This is a genomic window from Gynuella sp. (genome assembly GCF_050297175.1).
In the GTDB taxonomy this organism is placed as follows: Bacteria; Pseudomonadota; Gammaproteobacteria; order Pseudomonadales; family Natronospirillaceae; genus Gynuella.
Window position 1 is genome coordinate 12306 of the sequence record NZ_JBNKSF010000059.1, and the last position, 19279, is coordinate 31584.

1 protein-coding gene is annotated in these 19279 nt (G+C 49.6%); it reads left to right on the top strand.

Annotation, left to right across the window (positions count from 1 at the left end; all coding sequences use genetic code 11):
* Nucleotides 1–139 precede the first annotated feature (139 nt).
* Nucleotides 140–19204: an SDR family NAD(P)-dependent oxidoreductase gene (locus ACQY6I_RS22275; RefSeq protein WP_428243749.1), complete on the top strand. Its 19065-nt coding sequence runs from the start codon at nucleotides 140–142 to the stop codon at nucleotides 19202–19204.
* Nucleotides 19205–19279 lie beyond the last annotated feature (75 nt).

The window sequence follows — 19279 nt, forward strand, 5'->3', positions numbered from 1 at the left end:
ACTGTTTTGGAAGGAAATATGCCGTTTTATTCGCAGGTAACAGAAAGCTGCAGTCAGTTAAAGTGCTTTTTAAAGTCCATCGATAACTGTCCGATGACGGCCAGGATAATATTGAGACAAGTTAAAAATGTTAACAGTGATGAACAACTATATGCATGGTTTGGTAGCGATACCTGTAGTGCACGCCATGGCTGAAAAATCTGTATTCGCGATAATCCAGCGCGAACAACCATGTCGTCTATCAAGCTTGGTTGATCGGACCGGTGCCAATGCTGGTCACTTGTTGACCGCGTTGTTACTGCTCGAAGGTCTTGGTTATATTGAGGGAGTCAGGCAAGACAGTATCTGTTACGTGAGAGATGGTGCTCCGCCTCACCTACCTGCAAATATCCATCAACTACTAGTGTTTCCATTCGATGAATATCTCAGGCAATCGCAAAAAAAATTAACGCTGAAACCCTGGATTGATCTTATGAAACAGCGGTGGCAGCTTGACCCAGAACTCGCCATGTATCTCGATGGTTGTCTGTTAGTTCCGTTGCTGCTGTCGCTTAATGAACATGGCATGCTGGAGCTTGGTAGTGGACAAAAGATCTTTACTTTTTTTCATGCAAAACTGTCTGTACACGATGAACTGGTAAACATTTTTCATGATCGTGGATGGTTGGAACCAGATGATGGCGATTGGCAGGTTACCGGGATAGGTGAGTTTGTTGCGCGCAGGATTTTCATTACGGCATCAGTGGCTTCGTATTTACCGATGTATTCTCAGATCGACGCGGTGATCTTTGGAGATTGTCAGGAAGTCTTCAGTCGCGATAGTGAGGGGCACGAGAAGCATGTGGATCGGTCACTTAATGTATTAGGAAGTGGCTTCCAGCATCAAAAGTTTTTTTCAGAACTTGAAAGTATCGTGTCCACTCTCTTCAATCACCAGCCGGTTTCCGAGCAACCCAGATATATCGCTGATATGGGCTGTGGCGATGGGCAAATGCTGTTTAAGTTGTATCAGGTTGTGCGGGACAAAACTGAGCGTGGCAAACAGCTGGAGCAATACCCTCTAAAGCTGATTGGCATCGATTACAACAAAAAATCCCTGATTGAAACCAGCGCTACATTGAATGGTCTTGACCATTTGGTGATACATGGTGATATCGGTGATCCACAACAGATGATCAATGACCTTATCGAACAAGGCATTGAAGATACGGAAAATATTTTACATGTACGTTCATTTTTGGATCACGATCGGCCATATTTGAAGCCTGTCAATGTGCCTGGCGCATATGCCCACCATGTTTATGGATCTTTTACTCATCCTGACGGTACCCGTCTAATGCCAGAAGCCGCCTACCAGAGTCTGGTGGAGCATATGTCTCGATGGGCTGAAATACGGTCCAGGTTCGGGTTTTTGATACTCGAAGTCCACTGTTTGGGAACCCAGGCGATAAATCAGCATCGGTCACAGACCGAAAGCCTTAATTTTGATGCCTATCATCGATTTTCATCGCAACTGTTATTGGAGGCTGCGGATTTTATTGCTGCCACTGCAGAATCCGGGCTGATCCCTGAGTTTGTACTCGCCAAGACTTATCCACGGATTTATCCCTTCACCAGAATTACACTGAACTATTTTCGACAATGCCGCTGGTGTTTAAGAATTGCGGATGTCGATGATATTCCGGTGCTTGAACGCATGGAGAAACAACGGTGCGAACAGGACGGAATGGTATCGGACTTTTCCGATCAGGTGACTATTGCTCAGCGTATTCAACAGTATCCAACCGGACAATGGGTTGCCACCCAGGAGGGGAAGGTGGTCGCGGTAATCTATTCACAGAGAATAGCCAATGATCCCGCACCACGGGAAAGCAGATCACCCGGCCTGCAATGGCTCCATCAAGATAATGGCCCTGTCGCAGAACTGTTATATATGTGTGCCTATGATTCAGAAGTGTCGGAACTACTCTATCAGTTTGCGAGGTATTACCACCAAATCACCACCAATATTGAAGCAGTTGTTGGTGATGAACGTTTAGTGACAGAGAGCATCATTAACCATCGTGAAACAGAAGTTATTTTTCCTGTCAAATTATCAGAAACGCTGACAAGGTTTGTTCGCCGATATCCTCTGGATGAGTCTGAAGATGACATTCATGTTGAAGCCGTACTCGACGAATTCTGTGTTACCTGGTTGATACATAACTTTAGTCGGATGGGGATTTTTTTAGACCAGCAAATAATTTATCCGAATACTCTGCAATTGGCAGACACGATGGGGGTTGAGCCTAAGTATCGTCAGCTGCTTGACTGTCTTGTGGATATATTGATTGCTCATCAGGTTGTTGACCAAACCCCTCAAGGCTTGCGGGCTAACTCAAATTATTTCCGCCTTATGCCTAAAGAATTGGGAGTGGCCCGTGAGCAGTTTAAGCGTCGATTTATTCAGCAATATCCTTCTTATACCGCCAATATTGAATTGGTCTTTGAGACACTGGACAACATGCCAGCGGTTTTGAGAGGCGATGTTTCAATTTATGATGTTGTGTTCGCGAATGGGGACATGTCGTTATTCTCAGAACTGTTCATACACAACCCTGTCTCTCGATATTTTAATGAACTGGTTGCCGAATCGGTGCTGGCGGTGGTCGAACAAAAACTGGCGGCTTATTCATCTGATAAACTAAAGATTTTGGAGGTGGGAGCCGGTACCGGTGGTGTTTCGGAGGCAGTTCTTTGTCGGCTGAAAGCGTATGGCGGTAACGTGGAGTATGACTACACGGATATATCCGGCTCGTTCACACGTTATGGGCAAAAACGCTTTTCAGACCAATATCCGTTTGTTCAATTCAAGCGACTGGATATTGAAGAGGATCCGATTGTCCAGGGTTTTATTGAACAACAGTACGAAGTCGTTGTCGCCGCCAATGTACTTCACGATACCCGCTTGGTCGTACCTTCATTGGAGAGAATCAGGAAACTGTTGAAGCCGGGTGGGGTCTTCGTATTGAACGAATTCACCGCAATGAAGGATTTTCTGCTGTACACCGGTTGTTTTTTGCATGGCCCTTGGTTATTTGAAGACCCGCAAGACCGTCTGAATAAAGTTTGCATGCTAAGTTCTTCGCTCTGGGAACAGGCTTGTGAAAAAGCAGGTTTTGAACATATTTCCGCTTATGGGTTGCCATTTATTCGTGATGCAGAAAAATTCAGGCAAAGTGTACTGGTGGCGCACGCGGGCAACCATATGTCCGCCACAGAGACGGCAAATACAGTCGCAAAGGTTAATTTTTCTGTTGGCAGCAATAATTCCGAGGTCCCTGTTCAGCAGTTAGTGGAAACAGTTGTCCATGAGATTCTTGGAGAAAGCCGTGCCCAGGCGCTGACAGATACCCATCCGTTTATGGAAGCAGGTATAGATTCCATCGAAATGTTGGAACTGAGAACCTTGCTGGCCCGTAGAACCGGTCATGATCTGACCGCTCCCTTCCTTTTTCAATACAACACCAAAGCCAGGGTGGTTGAATATTTTACCAGACATGGTGTGATGGAAACGCCGATGCTTCCAGAGACAAAAGCTCTCCGGGAACAACCAGAGAAAGAACGCTCGACTGACGTCCCACCAGTCCCCCCGGTAAAAACTCCTCAGATACCTAATGAGCACATGAAGTCTGTCATCAATGATGTCTTTATTGAAATTATCGGTGAGGTCCGGGACCAGCAACTGGCCGAGGACAGGCCGTTCATGGAAGCAGGTATTGATTCCATTGAAATGCTTGAGATTCGCACGCTGCTCTCCAGGAAAACGAATCAGCTGCTCGATGCTCCGTTCCTGTTTGAGCACAATACCAAAGCCCGGTTGTACCAGTATTTTTCCACTGAATCTAAGACATCATCAACGATAGTCTCATGTCAGGAAACGACTGGTGAGGTAACCGATGATGGACTGATGCTAACTGTTCCCTGTTCTAAAGAAGAATCCCATGTATCTGCTGGCAAGGAAGGTCTGGAGCAAGCACCGATTGCCGTCATTGGTATGGCGCTACGTTTTCCCGGTGATTGTACGGATGAGAACAGCTTCTGGCAGATGCTGGCTAATGGTGAATCAGCTGTCGGATATCTGCCGGCAGACCGCTGGCAATGGCCGTTGTCTGCTGACCTTGAGGAGGTGGATCGAGGCTTGGGGGCAGGCGCATTTTTGGAACGTATTGATGAGTTTGATCCGGCATTTTTCCGTTTGGGTGGTGCTGAAGCCGAACTCATGGATCCTCAGCAAAGGTTGTTGCTGGAACTGAGCTGGGAGTTGCTGGAAAACGCCGGATATAAAGCATCCAAACTGGCTGGTAGTCAGACGGCGGTATATGTGGGGGCTTGCCACTTTGATTATCGCGAGCTGGTGGAGAAAGCATCCACGCTCCCCGAAGCGCATTTGTCGACTGGAAACCATGGTTCCATTCTGGCAAACCGTATTTCCTATTTTTACGACTTCCATGGCCCCAGTGTCTTGTTTGATACGGCCTGCTCAAGCTCTCTCGTAGCTATTCATTATGCAGTAAATGCCCTACGTCATGGTGAATGTACGCTGGCCCTGGCCGGTGGCGTCAACCTGATGTGCAGCCCAATGAATACATTGGCATTCTATCGTGCCGGGATGTTGTCCAGAGAAGGACGATGCAAGGTATTTGATGCCAGCGCAGATGGTTATGTGCGTGGAGAAGGTGCTGCATTTGTTTTGTTGAAGCCGTTGCATGAGGCACGGCAAGACGGTGATACCATTCACGGCCTGATTCGTGGTTCTGCTGTTAATCACGGTGGTCAGGCGAGTTCATTAACCGCGCCGTCACCCGCGGCACAAAGTGAGCTGCTAAAACAGGCCTATCGCAACGCCGGGGTGTCACCCTTGACCGTTGGGTATATAGAAGCACATGGTACTGGAACGTCTTTGGGTGACCCGATTGAAATTCAAGGGCTGCAGACGGCTTTTCAGCAGTTGCTGGCAGAGGAATCCCAATCATTACCCGAACAACCCTGGTGTGGTATCGGGTCGATTAAAACCAATATAGGTCACCTCGAGGGTGCTTCGGGCATTGCGGGGTTCATCAAAGCTCTGTTATGTGTGAAGAATGGGGCATTGCCGGCTTCTCTTAACTATCAACGCCTTAACCCTAATATCCGGTTAAGCGGAGATACACCGTTTTATGTGGTTCAGCATAGCCAATCCTGGCCACTGCCACCGTCGAACCAGGCCGCGCAGCCCAGAAGAGCGGGCGTCAGTGCATTTGGATTTGGTGGGGCCAATGCGCATGTGGTACTGGAGCAGTTTGCGGACTCTTCGACGGAAGATGGTATTGCACCAGTGCCAGCTCAGATCATTGTGTTATCCGCGAGAAACGAACAGCGTCTGATCGCGGCTGTCGAGAACCTTCGCGCGTTTCTTCAGAGCTCGGTCGAATCCTTACCCGTTCGGGAACTGGCCAGAGTGGCATATACGCTACAAACGCGGCGCGAGGAAATGGATGTCCGGATGGCTGTGGTTGTTCGCAGTATTGCGGATTTGTGCGATCAGCTGGACAGATATGTAGCCGCAACCGGGCATGGCAACCGGACACTCAAAGGCAATGTACGGCAGGACAAAGAGCAGTTGTCTTTGTTCTGGAGCCAGGATAAACAAGAAGCCCAGGCGTTTGTCCGCGAGTGCCTACACCATGAACGACTGGAAAAACTGGCCCAGTGTTGGTGCTGGGGAGCGGATGTCGACTGGCAGTTGTTATGGACCGGGAGACAGGTAAGGCCGGTAACATTACCGGGCTATCCATTTGCCAGGGAGCGTTACTGGATTGAATCATCTGGACCAGACTTTATGGTCAGTACGAGTCGCCTGCATCCGTTGGTCGATAAAAATATATCTACACTGGCAAGCTACTCGTTTCATTCTGTATTCACCGGCAATGAATTTTACTTGCGTGATCACCAAGTGTCTGGCCAAACAGTTCTTCCCGGTGCAGCGTACATTGAAATGGCTAGGTTCTGTGTTGAAACTGCCGCAGAGCAAAGTATCACCCGTATACAGAACCTTTCCTTTCAACGGCTTTTCAGCGTTAACCATCATCATGCTGAGATTTTCGTCAGTTTGTCTGTGAGTGGTAGTCAGATTGATTTTGAATTTCACAGCGGTAGCTGCGGTAACGAACGACAGGTGTTCTGCGATGGTCAGGCATTCTTTAGCGAGTTGCCATGGCTGGATGATAAGGTTGGCCTGAACGAGCTTATCAGTTATGTGTCTGATCAGCTGACGGTCGCACAATGCTATGAGTTGCTTGAGTCATGTCAATTACGATATGGCGGCACATTTCAGGTTATCCAGAAGTTTTATTATAACGCCCACGAATCTGTTACCAGACTCGTGCTCCCGAGCACTCCGAATATCGACAATCAAGCGCTGAAACTACATCCTGCTATTCTGGATGGTGCATTTCAGAGTGTGGTTGTACTGCTCGCCGCGAGAGGACAAGGTCGACGGGGCAGCTATTTACCGCTGTCTATCGAGGCCATTGAGATTATCCGAGCTATCCCGGATAACTGTTACGTTTATGCCAGACCTTCCGATCAGCCTCATGTGCAGACGGAAAAGATCAGAAAGTACGATATATCGATTCTGGACGATCAGGGGCATGTCTGTATCAGGATTCACAATCTGGTTCTAAGGATCAATATTGATGGGGTTGATGCTGATCCGGAGCGAAGTTTTTATCAGTTTCCCTGGGTTGAAAAACCGCTGGCAGTTGCTCAGTCGAATCACCGGTCCGGTCCCACCTGCTATTTCGTGTTTGGCAATGATACACAGACAAAAGATGTATTGAGCAATCAGCTCCTTCGATCCAAGGCTATGGACACCCGTATTATTCTGGTTCAGTCGGGACGTGAATTTAAATATCTTGATAACGATATTTGTCAGATTGATCCCGGAAGCGAGGAAGACTACGTCAAACTGACGCAGATGATCGGCGAGCATCATGGACTGACTATTAATGTACTTCACCTCTGGTCGATGGAAAGTCAGATCAACGAACGTCATGAGCCGATCAATGCTTACCTGAACAATGGTTTTTATTCTTTGTTGTTCTTCACCAAACAATTGATAAAACAGCGCCTGAACGCAGAGGTTTATCTACTTTACTTTTATGCGGAAGCAAATGAATGGTTGAGCGGTCTGAGCGGGTTTCATAATACCATCGCCCGTGAGCATCCTTCTTTTCACTATAAAAATGTCCACTATATGACTCGCAATACGGCTTCTGTTGAGAACGTGGCAGAACAGCTTGTAACCTGCGCAATGGCGGAGCTTCATCCCAACAGCTATGACTCTGTCAGTGTTCAATATGATGGCCGTGAGAGAAAGATACGGCAGCCTCAGCGACTTAACCTCCGTCATTTGGAAATAGCAGAATTAACTGTCAAGCATTCGGGGGTGTACCTGGTCACGGGTGGCAGTGGGGCACTCGGTGTGTCCGTGGCAAAGCTTTTGTGTACCCGTTCAGAGCCCAACATAGTATTGGTCGGACGCAGGCCGCCAGAGGTGGTCAAGGCGGAATGGTCAGCGTCTTTTCAGTCCCAGGGCGACAGCGTTCGCTATATTCAGTCGGACATCAGTTATCCGGAACAGGTTCGCAGCCTCATTGCACAGCTGAAAGCAGAGTATGGTTCGATCAACGGCATTGTTCACTGTGCCGGAGTCATTCGGGACGCCTATGTCTTCAATAAAACCTTGGAGCAGGCTGAATCTGTCATTGCCCCGAAAGCCTTGGGAGTGACGTATCTGGATCAATACACCCAGGATGAGAAGCTGGAATTTTTCCTGTTGTTTTCTTCTATTAGCGCGGTTTTTGGAAATCCCGGACAAGCTGACTATGCATTTGCCAATGCCTTTATGGATGCATTTGCAGAACATCGGGAAGTGCTGCGTGCCAGTGGTCATAGAAATGGCGTATGTCGCAGTATCAACTGGCCACTCTGGCAGGAGGGTGGCATGCGACCAGATGAACAATCACAGGCATTTATGGAGCAACAGCTGGGATTATGCCCGATCCCTCAGGATCATGGTCTGGCTGCTGTTGTTCAGGCTCTTTATATCGATGCGCCACATCTCATGTACGTTGAAGGTAATCCGGCCAAAATAGAAACTGCGTTAAAGATACCGACAGTTTCGGAAAAACCGATATCCAGGCAGTCTCTATCCGAGAGAACTGGCTTCAGCCAAGCCGATTTTGATCGCCAGGCAGTGCGATTTCTGAAAGATATGATTGTTACAGAAATGAAACTGTCAGCAGATGGGTTTGATGAACATCTGCCTTTCGAGCAGTTTGGCATTAACTCCCTCATGATTGTAAAACTGAACAAAGCCTTGGAAGCGGTATTTGGAGAACTCTCCAAAACTCTGTTTTTTGAGTATCAAACGCTGACTGAATTGGCAGGATATTTTATTGCCAACCATCGTGACAGATTGCGTGAGCTGGTGTCTGGAAAAACCTCTGACCATACGCGGAATATTGCTTTGTCGGCGGTTGCTTCACCCCAATCGAATCATCTCAATCATCTGACATCAGTGGCTTCAGTTTCGCGATCCTTACAGCGTGATGCTGATGATATGGTCGCCATAATTGGCTTGAGTGGCCGCTATCCCGGCGCCGATACGCTCGATCAGTTTTGGGAAAACCTCAAATATGGTAGAGACAGTATTGAGGAAATTCCTCGTAGCCGTTGGGATCACGATCGTTTTTTTGATCCGGATCCAGACCGCAAAGGCAGAAGCTATAGCAAATGGGGTGGTTTTATCAGCCACGTAGATCGTTTTGATCCGCTGTTTTTTAATATCTCGCCGAAAGAAGCGGAACTAATTGACCCTCAGGAACGGCTGTTCCTGCAAACCAGTTGGGAAACGCTGGAAGATGCGGGATATACCCGCCGGGGGGTGGCCGATAAACGGGTCGGCGTGTTTGTCGGCGTCATGTATGGTGAATACCAGTTTTTCGGTGCCGAAGCGGTGATGCAGGGAGGGCCGGTCGTTACTGCTTCCATGTATGCTTCCATTGCCAATCGGGTCTCCTACTTTTTTAACTTCCATGGTCCGAGTATTGCCCTCGATACCATGTGTTCATCATCATTAACTGCCATCCATTTGGCCTGTGACAGTATTCGTAATGGAGACAGTGAAATTGCTATCGCCGGTGGTGTTAATGTATCCATTCATCCTTATAAATATGTTTTTCTGAGTCAGGGAAAATTTGCGGCAAAAGATGGGCGTTGTCGCTCCTTTGGCGCAGATGGCAGTGGATATGTGCCGGGAGAAGGCGTCGGGGCAGTATTGTTGAAGCCTTATCGTCAGGCCCTGGCTGATGGTGATCATGTTTACGGAATCATTCTGGGCAGTGCTGTGAATCACGGCGGCAAAACCAATGGGTATGCTGTTCCCAATCCCGTCGCCCAGGCAGATGTCATTGATCGGGCGATGTCCAGAGCGGGTATCAGACCACAGGATGTCAATTACATTGAAACCCATGGTACCGGTACAGCTCTCGGAGATCCGATTGAAATTACCGGGTTGTCCAGAGTATATGATAAGCATGCTCCTGCTAGGCAGTCTTGTGCTATCGGTTCGGTAAAATCCAATATCGGTCACCTCGAATCTGCGGCCGGCATTGCGGCGTTGACCAAAGTATTACTGCAGTTGAAACACCACCAGCTGGTGCCGTCCTTACATTCCGGTACTCTCAATCCAAATATTAATTTTGCCAATACCGCCTTTTATGTTCAGCAAAATCTGACTGTCTGGCGACCACCGTTATCAGGCGAAAAGCGTCGTATCGCGGCGATCAGCTCCTTTGGAGCTGGAGGGGTCAATGCCCATATGATCATTGCCGAACACCGTCAGGCCGCGATGTTGCCGCAATCGCCTGAGCCTCAATTGATTGTACTGTCAGCCGCTACCCAGGAGCGGCTGCGGATAGTATGTGAACGTCTGATGGAGTTTGTTGAGCCACTGGCAGATCCCCAAAATGTCCCTATGGCAGCAGAAGAAGATTTGCCCAATACCATCAGTCTTGCCGACATTGCCTACACGTTGCAAGTCGGCCGTGAAGCCATGAAAGAAAGGGTTGCGTTCGTGGCCTCTGATATATCCAGACTGATCTATCTGATTAGCCATTATCTGGATAATAATCTGGATGCCGCTGATATCTACTGTGGCTCCAATATGTCCGGTTCTGGAGATAATGCTGTAAACCCTGGTCATGGGCAAATATCAGACCTTCCTTCATTGGCGCGCCGATGGGTGAGCGGTGCCAACATCGACTGGAAAACACAAGCGCTCAATCAGACGGGTAGAAAAGTCTCTTTGCCCACATATCCATTTGCGCAGGAGCGGTGTTGGGCACCTGGTTCCGGAGATGGCTGGCTGGCCGAGCATTCCCTTGAAAGGGGAGAACGTCTGCATCCCCTGATTGATCAAAATATTTCCACTCTTACCCAGCAGTGTTTTGTCCGTACTTTTAAGGGGCACGAGTTCTACCTGAGAGACCATCTGGTCGATGGCAAATCCATATTGCCTGGGGTCGCATACATAGAAATGGTGCGCGCCGCCAGTGCTTTATCCAGCCCTGATCGACCTATGGTCATTCAACAAATGAGCTGGACCCATCCGATAGAAGTCAAAGGCTCCGGCAAAACCATCTACATCACTTTGCAACCTGAAACGCGAGGTGTTCAGTTTGAAGTCTATAGCGATACTGAAGGCCAGAAAGTGATTCACTCTCAGGGCCTGCTGATGGATGATCCCGGGCAGGAGCGTGCAGCCGATGTCGTCGATGTTGAGGCCTTTACCAAAGGATGTGCGACGGTGTATGGCGGTACGGATATTTATCGCCAATATGAAGCTGTCGGATTTGGTTATGGGCCGTCCTTCAGAGTTACCCAGTCCTTATGGGTTGCTGACCGGCAGGCGCTGGCATTGATTCGCCTACCGGAAGAGGCGCGCAACGAAGTATCGGAATTCATGCTGCACCCGGCCTTGATGGATGGTGCATTGAGGACTCTCTTCTGGGCCAATTACCCGGCAACGCTGGGACAAGGATTACTGTTAGTGCCCTACAGTATTGGTCGGATTGAAATACTCCATGCGCTACCGGAGACCTGTTATGCCTACGCGAGGGTACTGGAACAACCAGCCAATAGCCGACATGACCTGTTCAAATATCAAATATCGGTATTGAATGAACAGGGGCAGGAGCTGGTAAGGATCGATGAGTTTGTCTGTCGACCCTTCAGGAAACAGTCCTCTCTGCAACAGCCGGTATCAGAAAAGCCGGTTCTGTATTATCAGCCACAATGGCTGAAGGCCACTATCAATCAATCCTCCCGCAAGGATCCCGCCTCTGATGCTGTGTTAATGATTTTTCAATCTGACTCTGAACTGTTGGAAGGGTTAACCGGGGTATGGCGAAGGATCATCCGGGTTGCAGTGGGAGAGGGATTCAAAGTGTTGGGCGATGATCACTTTGAAGTAGAGCCCAGCAGCTTTTCGGATTACCAGCAGCTATTTCAGCAGCTGAATGAAAACGGATTAATGCCATCCGCCATACTGCACCTATGGAACCTTGAGCAGTCTGAGGATACGTCTGAAGTTCTGCAGCCGCAAGGCCTCGATCAGGGCTTATTTTCCATGGTCGCTGCCTTTCAGGCATTGAGTACGGCACGACCAAACCACCGTTGCCGTTGTGTCTACGCATACTTAGGAGGCGCTGACAGTATCAGGCCGGAGCATGACGCCGTTGGTGGATTCATCCGCTCGACCATAAAAGCCAATCCATATTTTCAAGCGATGACGGTACAACTGGAGCGGACATTGTTGACTGGCAATTGCCACTTGGCTTTATTGCTGCGAGAACTGAACGCTGACAGAAATATTCACAGCAGCGAGGTTCGCCTTAACGCCGCAGGCAGGTATGAGCGACGGTTACGATCACTGCATTCGTCAGGCATGCTAGATCAGGCGGTGCCTCTGAAAACTGCGGGCGTATATCTGCTGACTGGCGGGCTTGGAGCCATTGGTGAAGTATTTGCCCGATATTTGAGCGAACGCTATCAGGCCCGTTTGGTATTGGTTGGAAGGTCAGTCCAGACAGACCAGACAACCCGGCACATCAGAGACCTGGAGCTATTGGGCGGCAAGGCTTTATATGTGCAGGCCGATGTCGCCGATAGTCAGGATGTTCAACGTCTGTTTGCGACGGTTAACGAACACTTTCAGGATTTGAATGGCATTTTCCATATTGCCGGTGTGGTTGATAATACACCGATATTACAAGTCGATCAGATGATATTTGCCAAAGCAATTGCGGCAAAGGTTCAGGGAACGATTAATCTGGATTATGCCAGTCAATCAGAACGGCTTGATTTTTTCATTCTGTTTTCCTCCATCTCAGCCATGCTGGGCGATTTCGGTTCCGGCAGTTATGCCGCTGCCAATCGGTTTATGGATAGTTATGCGGACAAAAGAGAACAACTCCGTCAGCAGGGACAGCGTTACGGCAGGACCTTGAGCATCAACTGGCCATTGTGGAGCAGCGGTGGCATGGATGCTGATCTGGACGAAGAATCCCAGCGTTTGTATGAAAACTATTTCGGGATGCAGACATTTGATGGCGTTGCCGGCATTCGGGCATTCGAATGGCTACTGAGACAGGACTGCTCGCAGGCGGTCGTTGTACGTGGTGAACAGGACAAGATTGAATCAGCGTTGGGTCTCTCGACCAGTGCGGTCAAGGTTCATTCCGGTGCGCCGGCAGATCGTGAGATCTCGCAACCACTGTCCGTCGGTCCGGAAGCAAGTCATGATCCTTTGTTCGTAAACACTGAGCGTTTTCTCAAAAACACCCTATCGGTGGTAATCAAGTTGGCACCGGACAGAATCGATGCAAATGCCCGGCTTCAGGCCTATGGGATAGACTCAGTGATGATCATGGATTTGAACCGGTTACTGGCTAAAGATATTGCTGATCTGCCCGGTACGCTGTTCTTTGAGTATGAGAACATTTCCGAGATCACGGAATATCTTCTGCGTGAGCATCGTCCTGCTCTGGAGCATTTGCTGGGGCGGCCCTCGGATTCCGCTGAAGCACCCGCTCAGCAGCAGCCAACTGCTGCTGTCAATACCCTGTCAAATAACCATTCCCGGTTTCGCAACGAGATGGCCGTTCGTCATGAACACCCGGGATTGGATCGCGCCAGTCCGGAAGTTTCGGAAATAGCCGTCATCGGCATCGCCGGACGTTACCCTGAAGCCGAAGACCTTGAAGTCTTTTGGAAAAATCTACAGGCTGGTGCCGATGCGATCAGAGAAATTCCTGCTGATCGTTGGCGTCATCAACAGTATTTTGACAGTGATCCTGACTGTCCAGGTAAAAGCTACAGTAAGTGGGGTGGTTTTATTGCCGATGTCGATAAATTTGATTCCCTGTTTTTTCAGATATCTTCGTTGCAGGCAAAAACCATGGACCCACAGGAGCGGTTGTTTCTGGAGACCGCCTGGTCGGCGATAGAAGATGCCGGTTATACCCGAGCGACCCTGCCGCCCTCACGGTATGCCAGTAAGGGACTGGATGTAGGGGTGTTTGTCGGTGTCATGTGGGATGACTATGCCATTGTCGGCGCAGAAGAAAGTTTTCATGGTAATCCGGTCATGGCACTGTCAAACCGGTCCGCGGTGGCCAATCAGGTTTCATACTTTTTTGACTTTCGTGGTCCCAGTATGGTGGTGGACACTGCCTGCTCCTCCTCTCTGGTGGCCATCCATCAGGCCTGCGAAAGCCTGCGTCGGGGTGAGTGCCTGTATGCACTGGCCGGAGGGGTTAACGTCATGGTACACCCGGGTAAGTATGTCAATCTCAGCAGGATGAAGATGTTGTCCAGCGATGGCCACTGCCGTTCATTCGGAGCGGGAGGGGATGGTTATGTTCCCGGTGAAGGGGTCGGTGCAGTATTACTGAAGTCGCTGACCCAGGCTGTGACGGACCGTGATTCAATTCGTGCCGTTATTAAAGCCAGCGTGGTAAATCATGGTGGCAAAACCAACGGATTCACCGTTCCCAATCCTAATGCCCAGGAGGATCTGATTCGAACGGCTGTGCACAGAGCCGGTATCGATCCGAGGTCTGTCAACTATGTTGAAGCACATGGTACTGGTACTTCCCTCGGGGACCCGATTGAATATGCCGGGTTGGATAAAGCTTTAGGGCGATTGATGGATGGTAATCACGTGTGTGCCCTGGGGTCGGTAAAGTCCAACATCGGTCATCTTGAAAGCGCAGCGGGTATTGCAGCGCTGACGAAAGTGATATTGCAGTTGCAGCATCAGCAGATCGTTCCATCCCTGCACTCTGCCACTCACAATCCCTTGATCGATTTCGAACATTCGGCATTCTATCTGCCGCAGGCGCTTGGGCCCTGGCATCGTGTGACGGTGCAAGAAGCGGATCATACTGAAACTGTGTTTCCGCGTCGTGCTGGAATCAGTTCGTTTGGTGCAGGCGGCACCAATGTACATCTGATTGTAGAAGAATATGAGTTACCGAAAAGTAATGGTGGTCATGATTCGAGTTCGATGCAGCTTATCGTATTGTCTGCCAAAAACAGCGAAAGACTCCAACAAAAAGCCGGAATATTATCATCCTATCTGACTCGCCAGCAGGAGCTGGGTAATACCATCCGTTTGCAGGATGTTGCCTGTACGTTGCTCACCGGTCGGGAACAAATGCCCGAGCGGCTGGCGATGGTCGTGCAGGACATGAATGAGCTGATTTCCAGGTTTGCAGAGTATGGACAGGGGCGTGAAGTTGACAGTCTGTATCGCGGCAATGCCAGACATGAATCCGAGTTGCCGGCACTGATCAGTGAAGGCGAGAGCGGAAAAGCATTCATCCGATCATTGGTAGCCGCTGGAGACATTCACAAGCTCGCGCGTTTATGGGTGAGTGGTGTTTCCCTTGATCCCGTCCAGTGTGCTGAATTGACCCTTGCGGATGCCAGACGTATTTCGTTGCCAACCTATCCATTTATCCGTGAGCGGCACTGGTATTCTGTTCCCGAACGACGTGTTTCCCACTCCTATCAGACCCTGCATCCACTGCTGGATAAGGTGGATTATAGCGGTAGCCTGGGGACGGGTATTCGATTCAGAAAAACACTTTCGAGTGCTGAGCCCATTGTCGCCGATCATATCGTGAAAGGGCAAAAAATTCTGCCCGGTGTGGGATACCTGGAAATGGCCTTTACCGCATTAGCGTACATTCAACCGGCAGACAATTGGCAGTTGAACCGGATAACCTGGTCGCGCCCTGTGGTCGTGGATGATAGAGACCATGAGCTGGAACTGTCGTTGCTGAAGCAGAATGACGACATTCTGTTTGAACTGCGGTCAGTCCGTCAGCAGATAGTACATGCCAGCGGATCTTTCGACCGACTGCAAACCGTTCCTGTCACGCATTCGTTTTCCATTGAGCAGATCAAGGGTAATTGTTCGCATTTGATCGACGCCGATCATATGTACCGGAAATTTGCTGGCCAGGGGTTGCAGTATGGTCCGTATTTTCAGGGTATCGATCAAATCTGGAAAAATGATCAGGAGGCGCTTGGCCGGTTAACACTGCCATCGGCTTACCAGTCAGAACAGAGTGTTTATCTGCTGCATCCGGCCTTGCTTGACAGCGCTTTGCAGACAGTCTCCAGCCTGCTGGAAAACGAAGCAATGGAAGACTCACCATTAATGCCGTTCAGTGCGGAAAATCTAATTGTCTTTCGGCCCCTGTCTGCGAATGTTTATGTCTATGTCAGACATACCGGACATCATCGTTTTAGTGTGTCGCTCATTGATGATCAGCAGCGGGAATGCGCGCGTATTGAGACTGTTTACTTTCGTCGTCATCGGGACACGTTCGAATCCTTCAGTTATAAACCCCGGTGGATGATGGCTGCTCAGACCCCGGCCAGCAAACCGGCTGCCGCGGGTAGTATATTGATCGTTTCTGCAACGAATGGTCAGGCGCTGGTCAGGCTGCTGGATCAACAACATGCCGACAGTCGTCTGACGCACATTGAACTATCTGCAGAGATCGCTCCGGAGCAGTGGTTCGAAGATAGTCTGATCAACATTCACCGGCTCGATATGGTTTACTTTTTGGCTGCCGGCAGCGAGGCCGATCTGCACAGTGATGACGCTTTACAGCGCAGCCAGCAGTCCGGTGTGTTGGCATTGTTCCAGTTGATTAAAGCATTGCAAGGGCGAGGGCTGCTGGAGCAGCCGGTGAGCCTGAAAGTGTTGACCCGGCAGGTTTTCGGGATCACCGAGGATCTGCCACTGAATCCTGCAGATGCCAGTCTGATCGGATTGGCGCGGGTCATCGACAAGGAATTTCCAAAAATAAAAGTGTGTTGTATCGATTATCTGGTCGATGACGCCGCTGATTATGCGGGACTTGTCCGGCAACTGGTGGCAGAGCCTGTTATGGAAAAAATAACGCTGACAGTCCTGAGAGATGGAGTACGTTACCAGCGCATCCTTGAACGTGTCCAGTTGCCGGCCGCCAATCAGTCAATATTCCGCCCTCAGGGAGTATATCTTATTCTGGGTGGAACAGGCGCCATTGGTCTTGATACGGCGCTTTATTTGTCCGAACGTTATCAGGCTAGGCTGGTGCTGGTCGGTCGCAGTGAACTCACTGAGGCGCGACAGGCCAGGGTTACACAAATAGAAGCTGCGGGTGGTGAGGTCATGTATCTGCAGGCTGATGCCAGTAATCGCCAGGCGATGCAGAATGTGATCGATGCTGTTCATGACCGCTTTGGAGTCCTCAATGGTGTCATTCATTCGGTCATTGATCTGGTCAATGAGCCCATAACACAGTTGTCCGAAGCGCGCTTTAAACAGGCCCTGCAACCGAAAGTTGATGCCAGTTATGTCCTTTACCAGGTTTGCAAAGAAGAACCTCTGGATTTCATGCTGTTTTACTCCTCGGGTATTGCCTTTGAAGGCAATCAGGGACAGGCAGGTTATGCGGCAGGTTGTGCATTTAAAGATGCGTTTGCACATTATCTGGATCAGCGCATGCCTTATCCCGTCAAAACCATCAACTGGGGATACTGGAATGGTGCAGCTATCCCGGAACGAGAAGCGATTCTGCAACGGTTTATCGAGGCGGGTATCGAACCAATCAGCCGCAGTGAGGGCATGGAGTCACTGGAGCGACTGCTGATCAGCGATGTTCATCAGGTGCTCACCACCAAGGCGTCGTCGCGCATCCTGGAAAATATGGGCATTCCATTGCAGTATGGCATTCAATGTTACCCTCAGGTGGCGCCATCCCTTGTGGTTAAGACGTTGGCCGGCAGTAACTATCCATTACCTGAAAGTACTGTTTTACAGAGCCACCAACAGGCATTTCAGCGCCTGGAACGATTTGCTCAAAGTTCGCTGTTGAAGGTCTTTCAGCAAATGGGATTCCTCAAACATTATCCGGAAGTATATGCGATAACAGAGCTGCGGGAACGCATGAAAATCGATCGGCAATATGATCGCCTGTTCCTGGCTTTGCTCGATATCCTGGCGACAGCCGGATTCATAGAGCTTGACGGGGATAGTGTATCGACACATTACGATTTGTCCGCAAATCAGGTTGGTCAGGAACTGTCGGTACTTGAACAGACCGGTAAGCAGTTGTACCAGGAATGTGCCGAAGTACGCGGCATCATGCCATTGTTGTCTGCCTGTCTGAATGATTTTCCAGCCATTCTGACCGGCCATAAAAATCATATGGAAGTGATGTTCCCGGGCGGGTCGAAAGCGCTGGTCGAAGGGGTATACAAAGGCAACCGGGTGACAGATTACTACAATGGTCTCACGGCTGACATTGTGCGTAGCTACATTGTGCAGCGCTTGAATGAACAGCCACACAGCCGGATTCATATTCTCGAAGTCGGTGCCGGCACAGGGGCAACCAGTTCTTCTGTGCTGGAGGCCATTTGGGAATATTCCGATCACATCCAATTTACCTATACCGATATTTCTTCGGGTTTCATCAGTCACGGCAAAAAACTGTTCTGCGAACGTTACCCATTTGTGGACTTCAAGGTACTGGATATAGAAAACGATATTGCTGCACAGGGATTCGAAGCCGGCACTATTGATCTGATCTATGGCAGCAACGTGTTTCATGCCACCCGGCACATTGAACACACTCTGGGGCAGATCAAAATTCTGTTGCGCAAAAATGGACTGGCGCTGATCAATGAAGGTACCTGGGTACCGAACTACACCACGCTGACATTTGGCCTAACGTCTGGGTGGTGGCTTTTTGAAGATGCAGCCTGCCGTTTGCCAGGGGCTCCGCTGTTGAGTCAGGCTCGGTGGAAGCAACTACTGCAAGTCAGCGGTTATCGCAATATCGAAATGCGCGAGTTGACGGACAGTGCCGGAGACAGTATCGGTCAAAGTCTGTTTATCGCTGAAAGTGATGGTGAAGTACTGGTTGAAACTGCTTTGGCCGACAATCTGCGGCCAGAGACATCCAAAGTTCCCACTACAGCCTCAGTGGTGAATCAGTCGGTTGGTACGGGGAGTGTGTCACAACCACAGCAGGCACAAACCACACTGCTATCTGAAGAGCAGTTTAACAGTCAGATACAGCAGTACGTCGCTGCTGTCTTTGCCAGAGTGTTGGAAATGGATGCATCCGTTTTCGACGTGCGGGCAACCTATGACGAATATGGTATCGACTCTCTGGTTGTGTTGGAACTGAATAAGGCGTTTGAGAAAGACCTGGGCCGATTACCGTCAACCTTGTTGTTCGACAACATTACCATTGAACAAATCACGACCTATTTTCTGACTGAAAAACGCTCCGTTATGGAAAAGATGTTCAGGGGGCCTCAGCTAGCAAAAGAAGTCCCGCAAACAGAATACAGACCAAGCCATGGAGAACGTGCGACCGGGCAGCTGACAACCGCTGACGTCATCCACACTGATGAAGGCAATGAGGATCTGTCGACCGCTCCGCCTGGCTATGACCAAATACCGAATGAAATGGAAGCATTGGTTGCGAATTTGTCTGATGATGAAGTGGATGAACTGCTTCGCAAATTGACTGGAGAGGTTGTCTAGCATGTATCAATCGGCATCAACACCTAACCCGCATATGCACATTAACCTATGGCTTGCCAGGCAGGAGCTGTAAAG